Origin of the sequence: Pediococcus ethanolidurans, from assembly GCF_001437405.1 — a bacterium.
Classification (GTDB): domain Bacteria; phylum Bacillota; class Bacilli; order Lactobacillales; family Lactobacillaceae; genus Pediococcus; species Pediococcus ethanolidurans.
On record NZ_JQBY01000003.1, the window covers coordinates 1 to 24,376 of the forward strand.

Here is a 24,376-nt window from a genome sequence, read left to right on the forward strand (position 1 = left end):
GTAAGTGTTGCACTTGATTTGACAATTCGGGAATATTTTTTAGTTATGCTATGAACTATTTTGTAAAAAAGGCAGAAGTTTGAGGAAATTTGCTTTCCTTAACTTCTGCCTTTCGCTTTAAAAGAACAGCTTTTTTTCATTTTATGACGTAACTAAATCATGTTTTGTTAATTTTAACTACATCAATGGATCCCAAACTGGTAATGGTTCTGGCTTTGAATCTGCAATCTTCAACTGATCAGCCGTCAAATACTTACGATGAACCACAACTTCATAAACATAATTTTCAAACCAATCATCGGTCATGGCAAAATAGCCTTTATCGCCATTTTTGTCACCCCAACTGTTTTCTACTTTCCACTTGGTAGCTTTATCATCAACCACATCGACACCAGTAAACGTCATGGCATGTGAAACTTGTGCTTGACCATATAGGAAGCGTTCTGCTTTGCTTAAGCTCAAATCAACGTCAAAAAGTGCATCCGTTTGATAAAGTTTGCTGTCCAATAAACCGTCCTTACGGTCCATTTGTTCCAAAACATCATTACCAAACCAAACTGTCTCACCGTCTTTAAGTTGGGCAATGGCTGCCTTACGTAACACATCCATTTCAACATTTAACAGTGTAATTTTCTTACCACCCACAATGTTATCTTCGGCTGGCAAACTATATAGTTTATTAAATGGTTGGTACGGCGCATTAGTTACCACCACATAATCATCCAAATCAACACCAATATATTTATCATAAAACGCTTTTGGTGTCAGATCGGCATCGCGATGATACTTTTTCTTGTCATCGCGATATTCAAAATCAAATTTAACTGGTGGTTCACCCACAGCAATCGCAGTCATTCGATAAACTTCACCTAGTAACTGATCACGTTTAGCGTTCAATTGACCTTCAGAAGCACCATTTGCCACTAACTCACGTAATTCAATTGCATCCTTACGTAGTTTAAGGTCCAGTGCACTTGCGAATCCAGTTGTATCATTTGTGTTAAAAGTTTCTGGCATCACAGATGATGGAACGACACCATATTTTTGAACTAAGCCAGCAGCCATTGCCCACTGACCACCGTCATCTCCAGGTCCTGCTAAATAAAATTCAACTTCACGATCATTAGCTGGTTTATCTGCGGTACGAATAATATTTTCATAAAAAATATTTGCTCGTTCAACTTTATCCCAGAAATACGAATAGGCTTGTGAAAGTTCGAAATCTTTCACATCATGTTTATCTGCAAATTGGTGCCGAAGTGTATTTAACAAAGAAAATAACCAGCAGCGGCCACTGTGTAACTGATTAGTTACCTTACCTGTATCGATCTCAATCGAAAAAGTACGATCCAAACGAACCTTGGCTGCAATGTCTTCGCTAGCATTTAAAACACCATTTTTTGTTGCTGCTCTTTGAACAACTGCATTACGATTACCGTCATTAAAAGCTTTTCGAAACTTTGTTACATTCTCTTGTGAAACTTCTTTTCCCATAGGGCACCTCCAAAAAATACGAATCTTAAATAAGAATAAGTTAATCATATTCTAATACTTTTCCAATAAATAGCAAACTACAAATAAAAAGCGTCGCAGAATTTTTATTCCACAACGCTTAGTCTATAATTTTAATAATCACCAGTACGATCATTTACATTCTTTTTAGCTGTAGTGCTACCCCAGAATGGTACCTTAACGACACCCATAACTTCACTTTTCTTAACGAAGCCCCAATAACGACTATCATTGGAAACACTTCGGTGGTCGCCTAATACAAAGTACTCACCAGCCGGAACTGTTTCAGATTTATTTCCCCAGCCACGTGCTTTGGCCACCGATGCTAAGTTCCAATTAGTCGCTTCAGCACCGATTTCTGTTCCCGTTTTCCGTTCATAGGAACTGATAAACTTCTGTGGAATCAATTTATTGTTTACATAAAGATTACCATCTTTGTATGAGATTTTGTCGCCTGGCATGCCAATCACACGTTTGACATATTCAGTACCCGGAGTCGCCTGTGGGTCTGCACCATATGCATCAAAAACAATCACACTTAGATGCTTGATTTTATCCTGTTTAAAAACAAAGACACGTTCATTATTCACTAAGTTAGGCTCCATCGATGTCCCGTCAACACGGACAATTTCAAACAAAAAACTTCTAACTAGTAAAGCAATTGCTAAACCAATTAGAATTGGAACTACCCAACTCAAAATACTTTTTATAGTTTTCATGAAAACTCCTCGATTAACTTATTTATATTCTCATTTTAGTGCAAAGTCCTTGAAAAATCTCGTTTAAAGTTCAAACCTATATAAATTCTTCATAATTTCCTGTGCTACAATAATCGCGAGGTGATTTAGATGAAAAAATTCTTATTAAAAACTGGTATGTTAGCAATTGGTGCCATTGGTATTCATAAAATTCCTCGACCTGTTAAAGCCTTTGTTCTTGGTAATTTACCGACTTATCAACCAGCAACAGAAACGTTAAATCCCAGCTCATTATTATATGGTAAACGAATCGCTTTTTTAGGTTCTTCCATCACGTATGGTGCTGCAGCAAAAGGTAAATCCTTTGTTGAGTATTTGCAAACAAAAGATGGTATTATTCCCACCAAATCAGCAATTAGTGGCACCTCTTTAGCTGGTTTAGAACCCAAAACTTATTCAAGTCGTCTTCGAACAGACTTTAATGTAAAAAGTCACTATGATCTGTTCGTTTGTCAATTATCAACTAATGATGGCCGTGCCCATAAAGCATTAGGTCACATCACACCGTCATCACAAAAGAATGATTTTGATCGTCAAACCACCATTGGTGCCATTGAAGATACTTTATCCTATGTGCAAGCCCATTTTGATTGCCCAGTTGTTTTTTACACTTGTGTTCGAAAACCAGATACAGATTACGAACAACTAATTAAAAAGTTGTATCAATTACAGAAGAAATGGCAGTTTTCCATTCTGGATCTCTGGGCCAATCCAACCTTACATCATTTAAATAAATCTAACCCATACCTTATGATGGATGATGCGCATCCCACTCAAATGGGTTACAAACAAGTTTGGACGCCGCTTTTTGAAGCTCACTTAACTAAAATACTGGCTAATAACTAACCTGAAATACAGACTGTCATCAAAGCTAATCTTGTGACAGTCTTTTTTGATGCCGAACCAAACCAATTAACAAAACAAGTGCCACCACAATCATTCCTAAAGCAAACCAATAGCTAAAATGCATTCCAGATATAAACCACGCTGGGTTGTGATTAGGATAGGTTGTAATGTGTTGTCCTGCCTTTTGACTAATGCCTAGATAAAGTAACGAAGTTGAAAGGGAAAGCCCAATAGCCATCCCTAAATTTCGAGCCAGCGCCGCAATTGATCCGGCAATTCCTTGAAATTGCTTACCCGCATTTCCCATGATCATCGGATTATTCTGAAACGTTCCGTTTGCCAAACCAAATAACATAAGACCAGCAATTAACCAAACTATTCCCCAACTAGGGGTGATAAACATAAAAATTAATTCCGGAATTAAAAAGATAACCAGTGCAATTAGGGAAATCTTTTCAGCACCAATGTGGTCTCCAATCATGCCGCCAATTGGAGCTGAAAAAATATTCAGTAACGGAATAGACATTAAAATTAAACCTGCAATAGCCGATGAATATTGAAGTGTTTCCTGCAAATAATAAGGCATAATCATGTTGTTAAAATAACCAACTGCGTAGACCAGCATTGCAGAAATAATCCCAATTGAAAATCCCGCATTTTTAAAAATATGTAAATTTAAAAGTGGATTTTGCGTATGGTTCTCGCGAAAAATAAACATTGCAATTAAAATAGCTGTCGATAAAAACAAGAGTATAATTTCAGGCTTAACAAAGCCAATCTCCTGACCCCAGTAAATAGCCACAAAGAAACCTACAACAGCTAATGCATACACCAAATAACCGATAAAATCGATTTGAACTTTTTGATGTGTAGGCAAGTCTTTTGGAAAAATCTTGTAACCAAATGCAAACGCAATTAGCCCAATTGGTACGTTAATGAAGAAAATAAAGTGCCAAGAAAGAACGGCTAGAATTAAACCACCTAATCCTGGTCCCATAATATTACCAACTTGCACAAATGAACTATTAACTCCTAGCGCCACACCATGACGACTTCGAGGAAAAATCTGAGTAATAATGCCAAAATTAGTGGCCATTGTCATAGATGCACCTACTGCTTGAACGATTCGTGCAGCCAACATTAGCGGCAACGTTGTACTTAATCCACAGCCTAATGATCCCGCCACAAAGATTAACGTTCCAATTTGAAAAATCTTGATTCTTCCAATTTGATCGGATAATTTACCAAAAAATATTAAGAGGACACAAATAAGCACCAAGTAAACCGAAACCACCCACTCAGCTTCGTTCATTGGTGCATGGAGATCATGTGAAAGCTTAGGAACTGCAATATTAACAATGCTGGCATCGATTGTCGACATAAACGATACCATTGAAGTGGCCAAAAGTAAGGTCCACTGTGAGTTTTGTTTCATCATCATCTATTCACCTGTATCCTTATAAACTAGCAATAGTTTACCACTTAAAATAACCGCAAAACACTATTCCAACTGTGGAAACGTTTTATCATTAATTTTTTCAACTTCTAACTAAAAGTTGAAACTACGAAATCGTATTTAGTTGTCTGATACCAAAGCGTCCATAGTAACAAAATTAGATTAAATTGCCGTCTTCCAGCAAATTCGGGCTGGAACGTAGTGGGCACGACTTGAAGCCGCAAACCACGTCTCCAAGTTCGGCCTTTATCTAAGCGAAAACCGCTAAGATAAATGTCACTACTGAGCCCATTTGCTTCCAGACTATTCTCTATGAATTAAACCGCTTAACAACAGTTACTAAAATCATCTTGGTAGTTTAAACCTTTAATTTCTAAGATAAATTAAAATTAAAAGCCATATAAAAAAGCAGAACTAACGAATATTTTCGTTGATTCTGCCTTTGTTTACCAATTTAATCTTAGTAGTCTACTGTTCGTTTATTTACATTTTTCTTAGCACTTGCACTACCCCAAAACGGAACTTTCACCACACCCATAATTTTATCTTTCTTAACAAATCCCCAGTAACGACTATCATTTGAAACATAGCGATGATCACCCAGAACAAAATATTCCCCAGCAGGGACAGTCTCTGGTTTATTACCCCATCCTCGCGTTTTAGCAACTGATGCTAAATTCCACCGCGTCGCTTTTGCTCCACGCGCCGTTCCAACCGTCCGCTCATAGTTACTAATAAAGCGTTGTGGAACCAGTTTTCCATTTACATACAAATTGCCATCCCTATAGGAAACCTTATCGCCTGGCATGCCAATCACTCGTTTAACATAATACATCTTAGTAGTCACTCTAGGATCCTCACCATGCGCATCAAATACAATCACACTTAGATGCTTAATTCTTTCCTGTCTGAACGCAAAAACACGCTCATTATTAGTAAGGTTAGGTGTCATTGATGACCCATCTACACGCACAACTTGAAATAAGTAACTTCTTACCAGAAAAGCAATTGCCAATCCAATTACAACTGGAATTACCCAACTTAAAATGCTCTTAATTGTTTTCATAAAATACTCCTCCACTAATTTCTCATAAACTCATTGTATCGCAAATCATTCTGTAGAACTTACGCTACTAGTTCTTTGTACTGAAAAACTATTTTATTTCAAAACTCTTAACCGGTTACGCACAGTTTTTCACCACTTATACAAAAAGTATTTCTTTTCACGCTTAAAAGGAGTCTAATAATATCAAAGCCAAACAAAGGAGATGACGGAAATGAAAGTTAGATTAGAAATTGATAACACCCTACAAGAACCAGAAGTTATCATAAAGGCTTCTAATCATGATCCAAATGTTGAACACATTAAAAAGCTATTAGAAAACAGTTCTCACTCTGACACCCTTACCTGCTATCAGGGTGCAACCGAATATTTTTTAAAGCTAGACAACATTCTTTTCATTGAAACCGCCGATCGCCGATTACAAGTACATACCAAAGATGACATATACATTAGTAAAAATCATCTTTATAAATTAGCAGACAGCCTGCCAGGTTCCTTTTTACAAGTATCAAAGTCAGCACTTGTCAATTTATATCAGGTTAATGCGCTGACCAAGTCAATTTCAAATTGTCTTATATCTTTTCGAAACTCACATAAGCAAATATACGCATCACGCCGTTATTACAAACAACTTCAAGAACGATTAAATGAAATGAGGTAACTATTATGAACGAAAGAACAAAATGGGGTCACTGGTTCTGGGGGCTATTTTTTCTAGCTTGCGCAGCGATTCTCATCGCCAGTAAGATGGGTTGGTTTTCTTATCAAGCCAATATGTGGACTGTGATTTTCACCCTAATTCTTGCCGCAGCTACGATTAAAAGCATTGTCTATTTTAGTATTACAGGAACCATTTTCAGTCTTGCTTTTATTAGCATGCTCTATGCAAAACCTCTGGGTATTACCAACTTAGTTCCATGGACTATTCTTGGTGCTGCATTTTTATTAAGCATTGGTCTATCGCTTGTCGTCCATCCCTTTAAAAGAAAATTTCACCACCATCAACATGTTTTTATAAATGAAACGGGACATGATGGTCAACATTTTTCTCAAAGTACAACCACTGATTATGAATCCTATGTTAACGTCAATGTTCGCATGGGAAGCACCATCCGTTATGTACAATCTACTAATTTTCAGCACGCGATCATCAACGTCACAATGGGAGACGCAAAGGTTTATTTTGATCAAGCCATTATTACTAACGATCGCGCAAACATTGAACTGAACGGTAGCATGGGTGACATTGATCTCTATGTTCCAAAAGCATGGAATTTACAAGTTCAGCTCGATTCTTTTATGGTAGAAACGACCGAAACTGGCTTGAAACCCACTAAAGATGGCCCACTAGTATCTATTATCGGTGATTTCAAAATGGGAGACATTACTGTTCATTATGTTTAACGCACAACTACATTTTTCAGCTGTTAACTGAAGTACAATTCTACTTCAGCGTGGGGGTATTATCATGAATAAACTAAACTTATCAGCACAAACCATCAAACTTCTAATTATCAAGTTTACAGGAAACTTCGGCAGTGGCATGCTATCATTTGCCATTGGTTTATATATTCTTCATCGGACAGGATCCGCATTGGGGATGGGTGTTTCTTTGATTACCGGTCCCATTGTTTCATTAATTTTAACACCGTTTGTCGGCTTCATTGTCGATAACTTTAATCATCGTCGTGTGATGATTGCCGCTCAAATTACGACTAGTTTGGGATTGCTTTTATTTGGATTCTCCTTCAGGTTATGGCCCACACAGTACTACCCCGAACTCATTGTGCTAATCATCATTCTGCAGATTACTGATAATTTTTTGAGCACCACATTGACTGCCAGCATTATACAATTGTTTGATACCAATGAATTACAGAAGGTCAACTCACTCAACCAGTCCATTTCTTCACTAGCTTCATTTCTGGCTCCTATCGTTGGCGCTTTCGTTTACACACTTGTTTCAATTGATATTTTTGCTTTCATTGAAATTGGTTTTGAATTAATCGCCCTATTTACCATTACTTTGCTTCATTTTTCAACAGTTGTAGAATCTAAAAACTCGCCTGTCGAAGCCGAAGATTCAAATGAAACAGTCTGGCAAAATTTTCGAACAGGACTTCATTACTTACGCAGCCAACGTTTAATGACGATTCTGCTTGTTTCCGCGGCAGCAATCAACTTCTTCTTTTCTGCGTTGAATGTTGGGCAGCCTTACTTATTAGTCACAACGTTGAAGTTATCAAATACCCAGTACGGCGTGACCGATTCCGCACTTGCAGTTGGGATGTTTGCAGGTGGCATTATCCTTAGTTTTCTGAAGTTAAAACACCATCCCGTGACCATATCTTATATTAGCCTTGCTGTTCTGTCAGGAATTCTAATACTAGCCGGCATTCCCGAAATTTTAGGTTTACCATCACTTTTAAATACCGTTTACTTCATTGGGTTAAATATTTTAAACGGTGTAACCTTAGTTTTTATTAATACACCCATGAATACTTTTATGCAGCAATTAATTCCGCAGAAGATGCAAGGACGCATTTTCTCACTAGAAGGCACCATTAGCATGCTATTAATGCCAGTTGGAACAATCGTTTTTGGATTTCTTTTCGATCATGTAACAGCACTCTCTATCTTTGCCATTACAGGTCTTTTGTTACTGCTGTTTACCACTGCAACCATTACAGTTATTCACATGCAAAAACTATTAGATGCTCCTAAAGATATCGTGAATCCGATTCATTAATAAACGAAAAGCCTCAAGACTGATATTATTCAATCTCGAGGCTTTTTTATAGATCAGAAGTTAAAACAAGTCCTGCTGTTACGATCGTTTCTGTTTATTTTTAAATGTTTTAAGGACTTTCGCCGTTGAGCATGTGTGTTTAAACTTTTTCAACATTTCCTGTTGCTTTTCGGAATTTCGAGCGATCGTAGCATCCGTTACAACTGTTGGCATAAATCCTAATTTTTCGGCATCTTGTACTGTTTTTTTAACACCATTATCTGTTGTGAAACCTGTGACCAGTAGCTGTTTAATATTTTGTTGTTGTAAATACGTTGATAGTTCAGTGTGCTTAAAGGCACTGGGCCCTGGCTTTTGCAATGGATATGCCAAATCAGCTGTCACTAGTGGTTGAGTAAAGCGATTATCAAGTATCTTTGGCAATAACTTAGGGTGCAGCGTAACAATAATGATCGGTAAGTTTTGCGCTGAAAACTGTGTCACTAATTTTCGATTATTCAACAACACTTGCTTAAATTGATCTGATGTCAGTTGTTTAAAAATATGACGTGCTAAAAATATCGAACCGGTCTGTAGATCAATGACCACTAAAGCTGTTCTTGTCATTTTTTCATCATTCATTAGTCATCTAACCTCTCTCTTTAGCCTGCCAGGCCCATTTTTCTTCGTTAATATCACGATCACACCATTGATTATTTTTCACAGATTCAACCAGTTTAAATCCTTGTTGTCCATATAAATGACGAGCCGCAACTAGTTCGTCAACCGTCCACAAGTACATCTCTTTTACTTTTTTTGTTTGAGCATAATCCATTAAGTTTTGAACAAGCTTTTTCCCAATGCCAAGTCCTTGATATCGTGAGTCGACTGCAAACCAACGTACTTGATATTGCATTTTTTCGGCTTTAATCAGTGAAATGGTCCCCACTTGTCGACCATTTACTTCCGCAACCCAAGTGATTCCCTGAGTTAGATCCTGAACATACTCTGTCAATGCTTTGAACACATACTGATGAAAGATCGCATTGTACGGAATTTCTTGTTGATAAATTCGACTATGTAGATCTGCAACATAGCCAATATCTGCTAACTTTCCTTTACGTATTTTCACCTGTTGCTTTTTTTCTAAAATGTTTTGAATTTCATGCATATCTGTACTAATAAGTTGAAGTTGACTAGCAGAATAACTTGATAACTGCGAAGTTAAATAATCACGTGATAACTTTGTTAATTCTGTAAATGCCGCAATTCCTTTTTGGGTTAACTTGATTTGATAGTGGCGACGATCAGTAGAATCAAGCCCCCGTGTCAACAATTTCTGTCCTTCTAATTTAGTGATTATTTTACTTAACTGCCCTTTATCAAATCCTAACACCCTTTGAATTTTAGAGGCTGTTGTTTCTCCTTGAGCTTGAATTTCAGCAATAACACGGGCTTCATTCAATGAATATTCACCCACGTACAATTCACGATCAAATGTATTAAATTTATTTGCATAATAACGATTAAAATTACGAATTGTTTCAATACTCTTTAACAGTTGCATGCTTACCGACTCCTTTTTGAGGCTTAATTTTTAGAATAAAAATATTGTAGTTCATAAAGTTGACTTTTTCAACTGTTGCTTTTATCAACCATTAAATTGCAAACAAAAAAGAATGAAAATTTCACAATAAGGAAACTTTCATTCTTAACTTTTGATCTCACTAGATTATGGACGAACCGCATGAATAATCAAGTCTTCAATCCTTTTTAAATCGGCAGTTTCATCAGTTGGAATAGCTGTTATAAAATTGCGTTGAAGAAAATAGGTAATTAATTGGCCAATAATTGTTCTCGCTAAATCAACCAACGTCAATCCAGGTCGAACCAATTTGTCTTCCACCATTTTATTTAATGCACTATTAAAAATAACCGATTGCGATTGTCTAACTAAATCAAAGAACATCGCGCGAACTGTTTCATTGGTCATTATTTCGGATAACAGAATTTGAAACGCGGCAGCATTTTCCTTTAGAAATTTGTAGCGATCAAAAACAACAAAATGAACAATTTCCTGCAAACCATTATGTTCATTTAATTTCGAAAAAAAATCGTCCCGAAAAACCGGTGCCAGATTATTAATCATTGGCTTAATAATTTCCATTAATAAATCCTGTTTGGTTTTAAAATACTTAAAAATTGTTGCCTGACTCACATCGGCATGTTGGGCAATCTGTGCTGTAGACGTCCCATCGTAGCCCTGACGAGAAAACAGATCCAAGCTGGATAAAATCACTGCTCGACGGCCCTTTGGCATTGTCTGATCATTAAGCCACTGTTTATAATTAGTAAACACATTCGAACTCATAAATAACTCCTCTTTCATTAAGATTATTTTCCTCTTGGTCAAAGTCAACTGTTAAACTTTTCGATACCGTTTTAGACCAACAATGTTCAAGAAAGTCAGCACAATCAAAATACCGCCTAAAACACCAATATCCAATCCTAGTGTAGACAAGTGCGCCCCATGCATCATAATTGCTGTGGAGGCATCCCCCGAATACTTAATCGGAATTATATAAGAAATATCTTTAACCCAGTCTGCCATAGAATCTAATGGGATAATACCTGAGAAAAAGACTTGGGGAATCACAATAAGCGGAATAAACTGTACCATTTGAAACTCTGATCTGGCAAACGTAGATACTAAAATTCCGAATGCCAAAGCAACCAGCGCTAAAATTAAGTTAATTATTACTAAATTAAAGACATTACCAACAATATCGATCCCTAGTAGCCAAATAGTTGCCATGACAATAACGATTGTTTGCACAATAGCTAAAATACCATAACTAATCATATAGCCAAAAACAATTTCTGATCGTTTAACCGGTGTTGCTAACAAACGATCCAGCGTACCACTAGTTCGTTCTTTAAGTAAGGCCATTCCAGAAATTAGAAAGACAAAGAAGAAAACGAAGAAGCCCATTAAAATCGGCAAAATCTTATCAAAAAATCCGGTGCTTGAATCGCCATAAACATAATGATTGGTTACTTTAGTTTTAGCAACCTTAGTTACTTTAGTAGTCGTCTTGGGTGTCGATGCCTGACTGGCTAACTTGGCTCTAGTCTTTGCAGGCAATAATTGTTCTACCTTGGTTAACGCACTGGCCGTCGTCTGTAACTGCGTTTTCATCGTACCCATCTGATTTTTCATCGTCGTCATGGTATCCTCAGTAACGGCATTCTTAAACGCCATTTTTACGGCAGTTGTTTTCGTAGAGTCTGTGTTTGCATAAGTGATACTATACCCACTACTCTTTTTTTGAATAATGGAATCAATCTTTTCATCTTTTAAGGCTTTTTTAGCTTGTTTTTTACTGTCATAGGTTTTGACGGCAACATGTTTTGTATTATCCAAGTTAGAACGAATCGTTTTTGAAACGGCAACAGTACCGATCTTTACATTGGTTGTTGAATTAGCAGAAAATAACACACTAAGTAACAAAATAATAATGATTGGTGCCACAAACATCAGAGTTAAAGTTCGTTTATCACGAATTAACTCCTTAATTACACGAGTTGCAATTGCTAGAATTCTCATGATTGAACCCCCTCTGCTTTCAAAAAGACGTCTTCAATCGTTGGTACTTCATATTGTTTCTTCAAATTTTGAGGCGTATCAAAGGCCATCACGCGTCCACCCAGTAATAAAGCTACGCGGTCTGTCAGTTCCGCTTCATCCATCACATGCGTCGTAATCAAAATGCTGCGTCCTTCATCACGAATACTGCCCAGTTCTTTCCAAATTTGTCGACGCAGTGCTGGATCAATTCCAACAGTGGGTTCATCTAGAATTAGAAGTTCCGGTTCTCCAAGAAGCGCAATCGCTAGTGATAAACGGCGCATCATTCCACCAGAATATCCGGAAACTCGTTTGCTAAGATCTTCGGTTAAATCAACAACCGCGGCTGCATGTTTAATTTCTGTACTTATATTTTTTTTATTAATACCCTTCATTTTGCCAAAAAATTGTAAGTTTTCTCGCCCAGATAGAGCTTCATACAAAGCATCCGTTTGCGCCATATAGCCAATTCGTGACAATAACTGTCGATTGGGCATTGTTTGCTTAAAAACGGTAGCTGAGCCGCCATCAGCAACCTCCATCCCCAAGGCTGTTTTAATTACTGTTGATTTGCCTGCACCGGATGGTCCAATTAAACCAACTATCTCACCTGGCATAAGATCCAGATTGACATCTTGTAAAACAGTTTGTTTACCAAATTTCTTAACAAGATGGGTCAAAGAAATAATTGAATCTGTCATTTTAATTCCTCCAGTAAAAATCACAATATATGTAAGTGATTGGTTACTCACTTAACGTTTGTTAGTGTACTTCGCGCTAACTTAAAAGTCAACACAAAGCTTAAAAAAATTGTCTCAATCATCTACTACTCAGCAATCCTTGGCATTAATATCACGTGTTAAATGAATCTATCTATTTTTAGAAGAGTGTTCAGCTACTCACCTAAATTCTGTTATTTTCAATTTTTTTGAAAAATTATATCAAGTTAGCTTTGAACCGAATATAATCAGGTATGAAATGTAATTCAATTAATTGGCAAAACCAGTTTATTCATGACGGTGTTTGCTAAAATTAAGAAAATGGGGGATATCAACATGTATTTAACGTTTGATTGTTACGGTACCTTGCTTAATGAAGAAGGGCTTTACAGTAAGGTAGCAGAAATTGCGAATAAACTTGGTGTGGACGGACCAACTGCTCGTAAGTGGTTTATTACTTATTTAGATGATCGTAATCATATGGTGCCCTACTTGGACTATGATCGTTTAGTTCGCCAGACTTTAACCGAAATGGATAAGCATTTTGATTTGGCACACAAATTCGAAGAACATTATGTTGAAGTCCTACAGGCAATTCGGGACTTAAAACCATTTCCAGAGGTTGTTTCAACTTTAAATGAACTAATCAAACGTGGTGATCACTTAATTGCCATGTCAAATTCATCGTGGCCAATCATTACCGCCAATGTGGCAGCACTCGAAAATCCGTTTGAAGATATTATTATTGCCGAGACAACTCATGCGTACAAGCCTGATCTTCAATTCTTCCAGTACGTTCAAAAAAAGTATAACTTTACTGCGGAGAATCATATCCACATTGCTCAAGGATTTAGCTCCGACATCGTTGCAGCTAAGCAAATGGGCTGGCCAAGTATCTGGGTAAATCGAGCAAATGAAAAGCCATTTGGTGGTGTGGAACCAACTCATACTGTGAAAAAACTTGATGAAGTATTGAATCTAATTTAACTGAATAATAACTGAGACATTAAAAGTCATCTAATTTTGAAAAATCAGATGTCTTTTTTAGTTTTCTCAGTTATCATTCAGTATGATTATAATATAAATATATTGTTTCACGTGGAACTTTGTTGACTTAATATCAACAACATATAGCATTCAATAAAATGCAATCACGCTCACAAATGAACACTAGGTTTAGCCGCTGAATCTTGGAATAATGAGGCGGTTGCATCCCAAATTCGCTGTGCAACCTTGCTATGATTCATTGTGTATAAATGAATACCATCCACACCATGTGCCACTAAATCAACAATTTGATCAACTGCATAGGCAATTCCAGCATCACGTAAAGCTTCTTTATTATCCGCATAACGATTCAAAATTGACAAAAATTTTTCCGGTAATGGTTTGCCAGAGATCTTTGCCATGCGTTCAATCTGACCTTTATTCGTAACCGGCATAATTCCTGCTTCAATTGGAACAGCAATCCCGGCACCACGCACCTGCTCAATAAAATCATAAAAACACTGATTTTCGTAAAACAACTGCGAAATCAGATGATCTGCGCCGGCATCCACCTTACGTTTCAAATTGGCAATGTCAGCCGTTAAATTGGCTGCTTCCTGATGGCACTGCGGATAACACGCTCCAATAACCTGAAAATCACCCGTTTGTTTAATAAAACTAACTAATTCATTGGCATGATTAAAGTCACCAATCGGTTCTCTACCCGCAATTTTGTCACCACGCAATGCCAAAATATTATTAACATGATGTGCATTGAGCTCTTGCAACAAATTACGGACATCTTCCTTAGATTGATAGAGTCCCGGAATATGTGCAACTGCCGTGATGTTAAGTTGATTTTGAATAAAGTCAACAATTTTAACATTTTGATTTCGGACACTAGTTCCGCCGGCTCCTAGGGTTACTGAAATAAAATCCGGATGAATTTGTGCCAAATTAGTTAATATTGGGCGTAATTTATCAACCGGTGTTTTGCTATGTGGTGGAAACACTTCGAAGGAAAAAACAGTTTTCTGATTAAAGACTTCGGTTAGTTTCATAAAGCGAACTCCTTACTTTTTTCGTTGCTTCAACCATGTTGGATACCGCGTCAAAGGCTTCTTTTTCAGAACGCGTCTTTAAACCACAATCCGGATTAATCCAAACTTTAGCTGCTGGTAGTTTGGCAATGATGTGATTAATAATTTCTTCCAATTCTTCAACACTTGGAATTCGTGGTGAATGAATATCATAAACGCCAGGGCCCACTTCCGTTTGAAAGTTTGCTGCAACTAATTGATCAATCAACGATAAATCGGAACGAGAAGCCTCAAAGGAGATCACATCGGCATCCAAATTATCAATTGCTTGAATAATATCGCCAAATTCGCTATAGCACATATGCGTATGAATCTGCGTCTCTGGTTTTACACCACTATGCACCAATCTAAAGGCAGGTACTGCCCAGTCAAGATAAGCACGGTACCAGTCTGATTTTCGCAACGGTAAATTCTCACGTAATGCTGGTTCATCAATTTGAATGATCTTAATATCATGAGCTTCAAGATCCAAAACTTCATCGCGAATGGCCAAGGCAATTTGGGTAACAGACTGTTCGGGCGTAATATCTTCTCGTGGAAACGACCAATTAAAGATGGTAACTGGGCCTGTTAACATCCCTTTAACTAACCGATCCGTTAACTTATTAGCAAAAACGGTTGTGTCAACGGTAATTGGCTCATTGCGACTAACATCACCCCAAATAATTGGTGGTTTTACGCCCCGCGTTCCGTATGATTGGACCCAACCATTTTGCGTAAAAACAAACCCATCCAGTTTTTCGCCGAAATACTCAACCATGTCGTTACGTTCATATTCACCATGAACCAACACATCAACCCCAATTTTTTCTTGGAATTCAATAATTCGTTTGATTTTTGCTTGATTAAACGCATCATATTCGGCTTGAGTAATTTCACCCTTACGCAGTTTAGACCGATTTTGACGAACGTCTTTGGTTTGGGGGAAGGAACCAATGGTTGTCGTTGGTAACTCTGGTAAGTTAAATACCTGCTTTTGAATTTGTTCCCGTTTTGAACGTTCTGGTAATCTGGTGTAATCTGCTGCTGTCAATTGTGCGATTCGTGACTTAACCTGCGAATTTTCTGGATGTTTAATTGTCGAAAACAGCTCATTATTAATAGCCAAAACTTTTTGATCATGTCCTTGAAAAATAGCATCTAGTTCAACTAATTCGTCTAGTTTTTGATAGGCAAAGGCCAAATGTTGTTGAACTGTTTTAGGTAGTTTAGTTTCCAAAGAAGCATCGTATGGAACATGCTGTAAGGAACATGAACTACTCAAAACGATTTCGCCTTTAACGTTTAATGCTTTAAGTGTCTCAATAGTAGTCACATAATGATTTCGCCAAATATTTTTACCGTTAACAACTCCTGCAAAAAGCACCTTATCAGTAGGAAACCCATTTTCTTTAATCAACTTGCTGTTTTCAGTTGTGGCAACCAAATCCAAACCAATGCCATCAAAAGGCAATTTAATCAACGTTTGATAAGAATCGCGCACATCGCCAAAATAAGTTTGCAACAATACCTTAACAGCCTTTTTAGCTGGCAACAGGCTCTCATAAATTTTAGTGAACAAGGCAAGATCTGTTTCACTCTGATCAAAACTGAGGGCAGGTTCATCTAATTGAAGCCATTTCACATCTTGTTCATTAAGTTTTGCAAGTAAGTCTTGATAAGCATTTACTAGTGATGATGCAAAGTCTTGTGGCTGTTTATCGCCTTTAAAAATACTTAGTTTAAGTAACGTATAAGGTCCAACAATCACTGCCTTAGGATTTTGAATACCGTGTTTTTTAGCTTCATTGATTTCATCAAAGAGTTTAGAACCAGTTAATTTAACATCGGTTTCATCATCAAATTCTGGCACAATATAGTGATAGTTTGTGTTGAACCATTTTTTCATTGGTAAAGCTTTAACAGACTCAGTTTCACTTTGATAACCACGAGCTAAAGCAAAGTATTCATCCAAACTAGACAAGCCGAGCTGCTTATAACGCGCAGGAATAACATTGAACAAATAAGCAGCATCTAACGTTGTATCAAAAAACGAAAAATCTCCCACCGGAATCAGATCAATCCCTGCTTTTTGTTGTTTATCCCAGCGCTGTGCCTTCAATTGCTGCGCTGTTTTCAATAATTCCTCTTTTGTTGCGCGTTTTTTCCAGTAATGTTCAGTTGCAAACTTCAATTCTCGATGTTCACCAATTCTAGGAAAGCCAATAATACTCGTTGTCATAATATTCCTCCAATTAATTTTTTATACAAAAAAAGCACCACCATTACCTACTCGGACCTAAATCCGAGGACGCGTAACCGTGGTGCCACCTCTATTTTCGTTAATTTCACAATCAACGACTCAGCTAGTTTCAAACAAAACTAGTGCCCCTTATCGGTGGCAAAACCGGTGATTTGGCGTGAACCGCCTCACAGCTCTGAGCTCATCTTCATCCCTACTCTAAATCCTCATTTTCACCCAGGTACTGAGGTCTCTAAAATTCATTATAGGCATTACTCTTCTCATCAACGCTTTAAATTAAATTTTAATGAGAGTGTAACGCTGTTCTAATTTATTGTCAAATTCACTTTGCTTCACGTGAAACATTTTTGTGTTTTGTTTGGCATCTTGATTAAATTTTTCCTATTTCAACACTATTTCTCTATGCTTCTTCATTGGACTGAGGATCCACATCAGAATACATCGTGATCTCCATATTTAGAGAAACTTGAGGATCGTTTGGGTATGGATCTTTAAACTTTGTTGTTTCCTCATTTAATTTTCTTAATAATTCAATTCTTCCTTTATTAGATAGTTTTAGATCTGATTGCGCCCAAGAAAATGTACTTTTATCACTATTGCCGCCGCCTTGAATAAAATCGACATTTTTTTGAAATGCTTGTAAAACTCTCTTTTGATTAATCATCAAGAGTTCCATAAGATCTTCACCATGTTCTTTGACATATTCATCGCCTAAATCTATTTCCTGATCACCTTTTTTGCCATCTTTTGAACTTTTATACAAAAAGGCCGAACTATATACCTTTTCGGTTAAATTTTTAATTTGGTTCTCTGATACTATCTTTAAAAGACCAAAATCCGTCATCCTTTGAATTGGATAATAAAGATTAGACGGTTTTTCATTTAAAACCTTAGCCAACTGTTTAACGGTAATTCCGCTCTCTTTATTGGCAGCATCTATTATCTTATTCACTTTATGATCAGCTAATAGTTTTGCTAAACTATCAAGTTTATTAGAACTCATTTAAGGAACTTCCTTTTCATTTTTAACAAGTTTATTCACAATACACATCAACTCACTTATCATACCAATCTCATGATTATTAAACCAGTCATCAAAAAAATCTATTTTAAAACCTTTTCTAAATTTTCTTTTTTTGCTGCCCTTTTAACAACATGCACCGATTTTGTTGCCTTAATTTGCATAAATCCTAAAATACAGATGATCACAATGACCCCTGATGTTAGAAAAATAGCTCCTGCATTAAAATGGTCAAATAAATAACCATACATAATTGTTCCTACTGGCATCATCAACATTGACAATGAAGATTGAATCGTAAAAATACGTCCCTGAAAACTAGAATCAATATGCAATTGCATGTAGCCAGCCATTGGCACATTAGTTTCAAACAACGCAATTCCCAGTAGTAAGGCCAAGCCAACATAAATACCGGTAATTCCCAATTTTAAAAATTGAACATGCAAAAGTACTGGGAATCCCATGCCACTTGTAATTAAAGCAATCACGACAACCCAACGATACATAAGTTGAATCTGATTTTCTGCTGGCTTTTGTTTCATAAATATAAAACCAGACAAAATCATGCCTACCGAGGTACTGGCCTCAACCATACTGTAAGAAACGTTACTTAATTTATATTGATTAACTAATAAAAAAGGCAATCCAACGTTTACTGCACAAAAGAAAAAGTTGATTACACAGGCAGTTAGGATCAGCATGACAATCGCCTTTTTCTGACGTAAATAATGAATACCTTCCTTAAATGAAGTTAAAAAGTTCACTTTTTCCTTAACGTTCGTTTCAGTAACCGACTGTTTGCCATTAAATCTGAAGTTCAGCGATAGCACAACCACCATAACAATTGAAGTTGTCGCTAACATAATCAGTGTAAAACCAAAGAATGGCATCATCCCATATGCGATTCCACCTAAAATGGGGGCCAGAATTGAAGCTGAAGAACGAACCATCTGTTGAATTGAATTAAGTTGCTGCACCTGTGTTTTTGGAACTAAATTAATCGCTGAAGCACTAAAAACATTACCAATAAATAACTGAAAAATATCTAATAAAACTAGTAACACAATAATTTTTACGAGATACGTATCTGAAAGTTGTTGAAACTCCATTGAGAAAAATGCCATTGTCATAATAATACCAATCTGACAGATCACAATAATTTTTTTATGATTAAAATGATCCACAATTGTTCCTGAAATTGGCAATAAAACTAATGATACTAACGGTCCAATTAAAATAGAAATACCTAAATTCATGGCCGAACCAGTTTTACGTAGAAGAAATAAGCCCACCGCGAAACTAAACATGCTACTTCCTAACTCATCAATCAGCGCAATAATGCCAACTTTAATAAGCTGCTCCTTACTCGTATTCAAAAGGTTTTTCATAATAATTCCTTCTATCGTTAAAATTTATTTTTATGGTAATTTAGTTATAGCTTGTTGTTGCTAAAATGTCAATAAAAAATATTTTAACGATAAAATAAATATTATTATTAATAAAAACGCCATCCTAATATCTCTATTAAGATGACTATAAATTTAGCACTCTTAGTTCTGGGCTATGGATACTTTATCAATGGCCGTTCTCACTTGTGTAACATATTCTGTTAAAGCTAGATCGGTATGTTGTCTCGTGCTGCCAGAGGCAATTTGATGCACAATAGCACTACCAACAATAACACCATCCGCAAGCTCAGCCATGGTTGCGGCTTGTTGCGGTGTATGAATTCCAAAACCAATTGCCGTCGGAACATCCGTAACCTGACGGATATTCTCAATCAGTGCTTTTAAATCAGTTTGAATATCATTGCGTACCCCTGTAACCCCCATTGAAGAAACCACGTAAATAAATCCAGTTGCTTTCTTAGCAATCTTTTGAATACGTTCCACTGGTGAAGTTGGTGCAATTAATGGAATTAAGTTAATACCAAATTGATCTGCAAACGGACGTAACTCATCTTGTTCCTCTAGCGGTAAATCTGGAATAACTAATCCCGATACTCCCAGTTCCGCACAACGTTTGGTAAAGGCTTCATAACCATATTTAAAGACAATGTTTATGTAGGTTAAAAAGACCAATGGAACCTGTGTTTGTTCTCGAATTGCAGTAACCATTTCGAAAACACGTTCTGTTGTTGTATGATCTTTAAAAGCTCGTAAATCTGCTGCCTGAATTTCAGGACCATCAGCAACCGGATCCGAAAAAGGGATTCCTAATTCAACAATATCACTACCTGCATTTGCTAAAGCCACCACGTGTGCAACCGTCGCATTAAAATTAGGATCTCCGGCAACAACAAAGCTAATAAATGCCTTTCGTTTTTTAAACACTTGTGTCAAGTTATTCATTGATATTCACCCCTCTATACTTAGCAATGGCTGCAACATCCTTATCACCACGACCAGATAAGTTACAGATAATAATTTGATCTTTGCGCATCTTAGGAGCCAACTTCTTTACATAGGCAACTGCATGAGCACTTTCAATTGCACAAATGATCCCCTCTGTTTTGGCAATATACTCAAAAGCATCAACTGCTTCATCGTCAGTAATTCCCACATATTGTGCTCTACCAGTTTTAGCTAAGTAGGCATGTTCTGGACCAACACCTGGATAATCAAGCCCAGCAGAAATAGAATAGACTGGTGCGATTTGGCCATCTTGATCCTGTAAGAAAATCGATTTCATTCCATGAAAAATTCCTTCACTTCCACGCTCTAGTGTTGCTGCAGTTAAAGGTGTTTCAATTCCTTTTCCCGCAGCTTCACACCCAATTAACTGAACTTCAGGATTATCAATATAATTTGCAAAACTGCCAATAGCATTACTACCACCACCGACACAAGCAACAATTGCATCTGGCAGCCGCTTTTCAGCTTTCAAAATTTGTGCTTTGGATTCTTTACTGATCACACTTTGAAAGTCACGTACCATCATTGGAAACGGGTGTGGACCAGTAGCAGAACCCATAATGTAGGCAGTATCATCGCAGCGCTGTGTCCACTCTTGCAAAGCCGCATTAATGGCATCTTTTAATACCATCGACCCGGTTGTAACTGAATGTACTTTGGCACCTAACAGCTTCATTCGGTATACATTTAATGCCTGGCGATCCGTATCTCTTTTACCCATATAAATCTCACACTGCATCCCAAACAAAGCAGCTACTGTTGCTGTTGCGACACCATGTTGTCCTGCACCAGTCTCCGCAATGACGCGTGTTTTTCCCATTCGTTTTGCCAACAAGGCTTGGCCAAGAACATTATTAATTTTATGGGCACCGGTGTGATTTAAATCCTCCCGTTTTAAATAAATCTTGGCACCACCTAGGTCTTTTGTCATTTGTTCAGCAAAATAAAGCAATGAAGGACGATTAGCATAATTATTTAACAAATTATGAAGTTCAGTTTGAAATTCAGAATCCTTTTTATAATGTTCATAGGCCGCCGTTAGTTTTTGTAATTCCGTCATTAATGTTTCTGGAATATATTGACCACCATATTCACCATAGCGACCATTTTCTGTTTTTTCATGATTAGTTTCTTGCATTGTGAACGCTCCTTACTATTTTGATCATTTTTTGCAAATCTTTAACATGTTGTGTTTCAATCCCACTTGAAACATCAATCACGTTTGGATGAACTGCTTGAATTGCATCAGTTACATTATCCGGTGTCAATCCACCAGCTAAGAAAAAAGGTTGGGTAGGTCGTGTTATTTTTTCCCACGGCCAGATTCCGCCACTACCTGGTTTCATGCCATCAATAAGAACGTAATCTGCTGATGTAACAAAAGAAGATTGTGTATAGGAAAATGCTCGAATAATGGGAATTCTTAATTGCTTAAGTCGATTCACAACCTGTTCTGATTCATGCCCATGCAACTGTACATATTGAATAACACCCAATTGATATAAGTTCACCATTTCACTAAATGGTGCATCTCGAAACACACCTACGGCAGGAATGTTGGCATTTAATCTCTGCCGAAATTGAAGTGCCTTTTTTAAAGTGATATATCGTGGACTATCCTTTACAAAGACAAAGCCAACAAAATCAGGTTGCGCTTCATTTGCATAATCGATATCAATTTTACGAAATAAACCGCACAACTTTATTTTTGTCATTAGCTTTCTCCCTTCAAATTTTGCAATGTTTGTTTTTTATTTTTTGCTCGCATCATTGTTTCACCAATTAAAACTGCATCAACACCAAAATGACGTAATTGATCAACGTCTTCTCTAGTTTGAATACCACTTTCAGAAATATAAAGAATGTCATCCGGAACAAATTCTCGTAGTTTTTGACTGGTTGTTAAATCAACAGTAAAATCTTTCAAATTGCGATTGTTCACACCAATAATACGTGCGCCATTATTTAATCCTCGTTGAATTTCCGTTTCGTCATGTGCCTCTACAATAGCCGATAGCCCAAGTTGATCTGCCAATTTCAAATAGCATCTTAATTGTTCATTCGTTAAAATAGCCACAATCAATAAAATACTACTTGCACCCGCCAACTTTGCTTGATATATCATGTATGGGTCAATCGTAAAGTCTTTTCTTAAAAGCGGTAATGAAACTTCTTTATGCACTGCCGTTAAGTACGTGAGATCACCTTGAAAATATTTGGGCTCTGTTAAAACTGAGATGGCATCAACTCCATCCCTCTCATAATCATGAGCAATTTTTTTATAATCAAACTGCTTCACAATCTGTCCTTTAGATGGTGATGCCTTTTTAATCTCACAAATGAAGGTCAATTGCGGTTGCTTAAGACACGTCTCAAAAGGAAATTCTTGTTCAAGCGTTAGTACATTGACTTGCGATCTCAATTCATCCAAAGGGTGTACTTTCTTTTCCAAGGTAATTCGTTTTCTTGTTGCTTTTACTAAATCATCTAAAATCAATGACTGAACACCTCTTGACTAAGCCTTACTAAATTATTTAATTCTGTTTCGGCCGCACCACTTTCAAGTGTTGTTTTTGCTATATCAAAACCCTCTGCCAATGATAGTTCGGGCTTGGCAACGTGAATAGCAGCCGCAGCATTCATCAAAACTGCATCACGCGGGGCCCCTTGTTAATTTGCAAGAATCGCTCTTGTAATCTGAGCATTTTCCATGGCCGTTCCACCAACTAGTTCTTCTGGTCGACTTCGTTTTAAACCAAATTGTTCAGGTGTAATTTGATAAGTTTTAAAAATACCATTGTGAACTTCCATAACGTCTGTTTCAGCAGCTGATGAAATCTCATCTAGCCCATCACGACCATGAACTACCATTGCAGATTGAATACCCAATCGATCTAAAACGTGTGCCAACGGTTCAATCAGTTTTCCGTCATAAACTCCCAATAACTGCATTGAAGCATTGGCCGGATTTGCTAGTGGACCCAAAATATTAAAAATAGTTGCAATGCCTAACTCTTTTCGAGCCGGGGCCACATATCGCATTGCTTGGTGATATTCCTGAGCAAACATGAATGCCATGCCAATTTGCTCTAAAATTGCTTCACTTTGTTGTGGTGAATCATCTATTTTAACTCCCAAAGCTTCAAGTACATCAGCCGCACCACTTTTTGAAGATGCTGCTCGATTACCATGTTTTGTTACCGGAATTCCTGCTGCCGCGACAACAAATGCAGTGGTTGTTGAAATATTAAACGAATTAGAATGATCGCCACCAGTGCCCACAATTTCTAACGTTGGTTTCTTAGTATCAAAGGCAAGTGCATGCTCTCGCATAGCTTTGGCTGCACCGGCAATTTCATCAACAGTGGCTTCTTTCATAGCCAATGCTGTTAAAAATCCCGCAATTTGTGCATCAGTTGCCTTACCATTCATAATTTCATTGATAATTGCTTCGCTAGTATCAAAATTCAAATTTTGGTGCTGACTCAACTTTATAATTGCCTCTTTAATCATATTAATTCCTCCACCTAAATATTTTTTAACACAAAAAATCCGCCCATGACTTCATTAAAGTCAAGGACGGATTTTCCGCGGTGCCACCTTGTTTGAAAAAGATCCCCCTTCGTTATTTACGAAAGAGATATTTTTCCTCCTTAGCGAAATGCAAACACATTTCCGGGAATTGACGCATCCCTCAGCGTCACGGTGTAATCACGTAAAAATACGTTTTGGCCGTGCCCTCCGTGGTCCATTTAATAATCTGCGTTCGGTCACATTCTCAGCAATAGTGACTCTCTGTGCGTGCATAACTATCTTGATCTCCACTTCATTGGTTTCATGGACGAATATTTATGTTGGTGCAACATTAAAACATTATTAAAACTTTGTCAAGCTTATCTTAG

The 24,376-nt window shown here is 37.2% G+C and carries 22 protein-coding genes and 1 pseudogene; 5 read left to right on the plus strand and 18 right to left on the minus strand.

The genetic code is table 11. The features are described from left to right. Positions 1-177: 177 nt before the first annotated feature. Positions 178-1,494, minus strand: a complete 1,317-nt coding sequence (locus IV87_RS01590; RefSeq protein WP_057805161.1) for a C1 family peptidase — start codon at positions 1,492-1,494, stop codon at positions 178-180. Between the two features lie 131 nt (positions 1,495-1,625). Beyond that, positions 1,626-2,231 carry a signal peptidase I gene (gene lepB / locus IV87_RS01595; RefSeq protein ID WP_143053155.1) on the minus strand — a complete coding sequence of 202 codons (606 nt, stop codon included), beginning with the start codon at positions 2,229-2,231 and terminating at the stop codon, positions 1,626-1,628. Between the two features lie 129 nt (positions 2,232-2,360). Here lepB (IV87_RS01595) and IV87_RS01600 point away from each other — a divergent pair, with 129 nt between their 5' ends. Then, on the plus strand, positions 2,361-3,116 hold the full coding sequence (locus IV87_RS01600) for an SGNH/GDSL hydrolase family protein (RefSeq protein ID WP_057805162.1): 756 nt from the start codon (positions 2,361-2,363) through the stop codon (positions 3,114-3,116). Positions 3,117-3,141: 25 nt separating this feature from the next. Here IV87_RS01600 and IV87_RS01605 read toward each other — a convergent pair whose 3' ends face one another. Both IV87_RS01605 and lepB (IV87_RS01610) read right to left on the minus strand, forming a co-directional pair. After that, positions 3,142-4,551 (minus strand): MFS transporter, encoded by a 1,410-nt coding sequence (locus IV87_RS01605; protein WP_057805298.1) that lies wholly within the window; start codon positions 4,549-4,551, stop codon positions 3,142-3,144. Positions 4,552-5,032: 481 nt separating this feature from the next. Beyond that, positions 5,033-5,638: a signal peptidase I gene (gene lepB / locus IV87_RS01610; protein WP_143053154.1), complete on the minus strand. Its 606-nt coding sequence runs from the start codon at positions 5,636-5,638 to the stop codon at positions 5,033-5,035. A 211-nt stretch (positions 5,639-5,849) separates the two neighbouring features. Between lepB (IV87_RS01610) and IV87_RS01615 the strand changes: the two genes are divergently transcribed. The 3 genes from IV87_RS01615 (at position 5,850) to IV87_RS01625 (ending at position 8,384) form a co-directional block, all read left to right on the plus strand. Continuing rightward, positions 5,850-6,296 (plus strand): LytTR family DNA-binding domain-containing protein, encoded by a 447-nt coding sequence (locus tag IV87_RS01615; protein WP_057805163.1) that lies wholly within the window; start codon positions 5,850-5,852, stop codon positions 6,294-6,296. A gap of 5 nt (positions 6,297-6,301) precedes the next feature. Beyond that, a complete protein-coding gene (locus IV87_RS01620) occupies positions 6,302-7,039 on the plus strand; it encodes a LiaF transmembrane domain-containing protein (RefSeq protein ID WP_057805164.1) in 738 nt (245 codons plus the stop codon). Between the two features lie 64 nt (positions 7,040-7,103). Continuing rightward, positions 7,104-8,384: an MFS transporter gene (locus IV87_RS01625; RefSeq protein WP_057805165.1), complete on the plus strand. Its 1,281-nt coding sequence runs from the start codon at positions 7,104-7,106 to the stop codon at positions 8,382-8,384. Positions 8,385-8,462: 78 nt separating this feature from the next. Here IV87_RS01625 and IV87_RS01630 read toward each other — a convergent pair whose 3' ends face one another. From IV87_RS01630 to IV87_RS01650, 5 genes are all read right to left on the minus strand, one after another. After that, complete coding sequence (locus IV87_RS01630) at positions 8,463-9,005, minus strand: cysteine hydrolase family protein (RefSeq protein WP_057805166.1); 543 nt, start codon at positions 9,003-9,005, stop codon at positions 8,463-8,465. Positions 9,006-9,012: 7 nt separating this feature from the next. Then, the gene (locus IV87_RS01635) at positions 9,013-9,930 is read right to left on the minus strand and encodes a bifunctional helix-turn-helix transcriptional regulator/GNAT family N-acetyltransferase (RefSeq protein WP_057805167.1); all 918 of its coding nucleotides are present in this window, start codon (positions 9,928-9,930) and stop codon (positions 9,013-9,015) included. Between the two features lie 165 nt (positions 9,931-10,095). Continuing rightward, positions 10,096-10,734 (minus strand): TetR/AcrR family transcriptional regulator, encoded by a 639-nt coding sequence (locus IV87_RS01640; RefSeq protein ID WP_057805168.1) that lies wholly within the window; start codon positions 10,732-10,734, stop codon positions 10,096-10,098. 51 nt (positions 10,735-10,785) lie between these two features. Next, positions 10,786-11,970: an ABC transporter permease gene (locus tag IV87_RS01645; protein ID WP_057805169.1), complete on the minus strand. Its 1,185-nt coding sequence runs from the start codon at positions 11,968-11,970 to the stop codon at positions 10,786-10,788. Then, the gene (locus tag IV87_RS01650; protein ID WP_057805170.1) at positions 11,967-12,692 is read right to left on the minus strand and encodes an ABC transporter ATP-binding protein; all 726 of its coding nucleotides are present in this window, start codon (positions 12,690-12,692) and stop codon (positions 11,967-11,969) included. The genes IV87_RS01645 and IV87_RS01650 overlap by 4 nt, the downstream gene beginning before the upstream one ends. A 354-nt stretch (positions 12,693-13,046) precedes the next feature. Here IV87_RS01650 and IV87_RS01655 point away from each other — a divergent pair, with 354 nt between their 5' ends. Then, the gene (locus tag IV87_RS01655) at positions 13,047-13,697 is read left to right on the plus strand and encodes an HAD family hydrolase (RefSeq protein ID WP_236698952.1); all 651 of its coding nucleotides are present in this window, start codon (positions 13,047-13,049) and stop codon (positions 13,695-13,697) included. Positions 13,698-13,867: 170 nt separating this feature from the next. On the opposite strand, the gene metF is transcribed toward IV87_RS01655, so the two are convergent. From metF to trpD, 9 genes and pseudogenes are all read right to left on the minus strand, one after another. Continuing rightward, positions 13,868-14,758, minus strand: coding sequence for a methylenetetrahydrofolate reductase [NAD(P)H] (metF, locus tag IV87_RS01660; RefSeq protein WP_057805172.1), 891 nt, complete (start codon positions 14,756-14,758; stop codon positions 13,868-13,870). Then, complete coding sequence (metE, locus tag IV87_RS01665) at positions 14,736-17,018, minus strand: 5-methyltetrahydropteroyltriglutamate--homocysteine S-methyltransferase (protein WP_057805173.1); 2,283 nt, start codon at positions 17,016-17,018, stop codon at positions 14,736-14,738. Before metE ends, metF begins: the two co-directional genes overlap by 23 nt. Before the next feature lie 421 nt (positions 17,019-17,439). After that, entirely contained in the window at positions 17,440-18,042 is a 603-nt protein-coding gene (locus tag IV87_RS01670; protein ID WP_057805174.1) for a helix-turn-helix domain-containing protein, read from the minus strand. A gap of 101 nt (positions 18,043-18,143) precedes the next feature. Continuing rightward, positions 18,144-19,448: an MFS transporter gene (locus IV87_RS01675; RefSeq protein WP_057805175.1), complete on the minus strand. Its 1,305-nt coding sequence runs from the start codon at positions 19,446-19,448 to the stop codon at positions 18,144-18,146. 162 nt (positions 19,449-19,610) lie between these two features. After that, positions 19,611-20,411, minus strand: coding sequence for a tryptophan synthase subunit alpha (trpA, locus tag IV87_RS01680; RefSeq protein WP_057805176.1), 801 nt, complete (start codon positions 20,409-20,411; stop codon positions 19,611-19,613). Beyond that, complete coding sequence (gene trpB / locus IV87_RS01685) at positions 20,404-21,612, minus strand: tryptophan synthase subunit beta (RefSeq protein ID WP_057805177.1); 1,209 nt, start codon at positions 21,610-21,612, stop codon at positions 20,404-20,406. Before trpB ends, trpA begins: the two co-directional genes overlap by 8 nt. After that, complete coding sequence (locus IV87_RS01690; RefSeq protein WP_057805178.1) at positions 21,599-22,189, minus strand: phosphoribosylanthranilate isomerase; 591 nt, start codon at positions 22,187-22,189, stop codon at positions 21,599-21,601. Before IV87_RS01690 ends, trpB begins: the two co-directional genes overlap by 14 nt. Then, complete coding sequence (gene trpC, locus IV87_RS01695; protein WP_057805179.1) at positions 22,189-22,971, minus strand: indole-3-glycerol phosphate synthase TrpC; 783 nt, start codon at positions 22,969-22,971, stop codon at positions 22,189-22,191. The genes IV87_RS01690 and trpC overlap by 1 nt, the downstream gene beginning before the upstream one ends. Then, positions 22,968-23,987: pseudogene (gene trpD, locus IV87_RS01700) on the minus strand (anthranilate phosphoribosyltransferase). The gene trpC and the pseudogene trpD overlap by 4 nt, the downstream one beginning before the upstream one ends. Positions 23,988-24,376: the final 389 nt, after the last annotated feature.

Bases quoted from the DNA above. Each gene is read 5' to 3' on its own strand.
- IV87_RS01640 (WP_057805168.1), bottom strand. From the start codon at position 10,734: ATGAGTTCGAATGTGTTTACTAATTATAAACAGTGGCTTAATGATCAG.
- IV87_RS01670 (WP_057805174.1), bottom strand. From the start codon at position 18,042: ATGAGTTCTAATAAACTTGATAGTTTAGCAAAACTATTAGCTGATCAT.
- IV87_RS01675 (WP_057805175.1), bottom strand. From the start codon at position 19,448: ATGAAAAACCTTTTGAATACGAGTAAGGAGCAGCTTATTAAAGTTGGC.
- IV87_RS01645 (WP_057805169.1), bottom strand. From the start codon at position 11,970: ATGAGAATTCTAGCAATTGCAACTCGTGTAATTAAGGAGTTAATTCGT.
- IV87_RS01635 (WP_057805167.1), bottom strand. From the start codon at position 9,930: ATGCAACTGTTAAAGAGTATTGAAACAATTCGTAATTTTAATCGTTAT.
- IV87_RS01605 (WP_057805298.1), bottom strand. From the start codon at position 4,551: ATGAAACAAAACTCACAGTGGACCTTACTTTTGGCCACTTCAATGGTA.
- IV87_RS01615 (WP_057805163.1), top strand. From the start codon at position 5,850: ATGAAAGTTAGATTAGAAATTGATAACACCCTACAAGAACCAGAAGTT.
- metF (WP_057805172.1), bottom strand. From the start codon at position 14,758: ATGAAACTAACCGAAGTCTTTAATCAGAAAACTGTTTTTTCCTTCGAA.
- trpA (WP_057805176.1), bottom strand. From the start codon at position 20,411: ATGAATAACTTGACACAAGTGTTTAAAAAACGAAAGGCATTTATTAGC.
- trpB (WP_057805177.1), bottom strand. From the start codon at position 21,612: ATGCAAGAAACTAATCATGAAAAAACAGAAAATGGTCGCTATGGTGAA.
- lepB (WP_143053155.1), bottom strand. From the start codon at position 2,231: ATGAAAACTATAAAAAGTATTTTGAGTTGGGTAGTTCCAATTCTAATT.
- IV87_RS01650 (WP_057805170.1), bottom strand. From the start codon at position 12,692: ATGACAGATTCAATTATTTCTTTGACCCATCTTGTTAAGAAATTTGGT.
- IV87_RS01630 (WP_057805166.1), bottom strand. From the start codon at position 9,005: ATGAATGATGAAAAAATGACAAGAACAGCTTTAGTGGTCATTGATCTA.
- IV87_RS01625 (WP_057805165.1), top strand. From the start codon at position 7,104: ATGAATAAACTAAACTTATCAGCACAAACCATCAAACTTCTAATTATC.
- IV87_RS01655 (WP_236698952.1), top strand. From the start codon at position 13,047: ATGTATTTAACGTTTGATTGTTACGGTACCTTGCTTAATGAAGAAGGG.
- lepB (WP_143053154.1), bottom strand. From the start codon at position 5,638: ATGAAAACAATTAAGAGCATTTTAAGTTGGGTAATTCCAGTTGTAATT.
- metE (WP_057805173.1), bottom strand. From the start codon at position 17,018: ATGACAACGAGTATTATTGGCTTTCCTAGAATTGGTGAACATCGAGAA.
- IV87_RS01600 (WP_057805162.1), top strand. From the start codon at position 2,361: ATGAAAAAATTCTTATTAAAAACTGGTATGTTAGCAATTGGTGCCATT.
- IV87_RS01590 (WP_057805161.1), bottom strand. From the start codon at position 1,494: ATGGGAAAAGAAGTTTCACAAGAGAATGTAACAAAGTTTCGAAAAGCT.
- IV87_RS01620 (WP_057805164.1), top strand. From the start codon at position 6,302: ATGAACGAAAGAACAAAATGGGGTCACTGGTTCTGGGGGCTATTTTTT.
- IV87_RS01690 (WP_057805178.1), bottom strand. From the start codon at position 22,189: ATGACAAAAATAAAGTTGTGCGGTTTATTTCGTAAAATTGATATCGAT.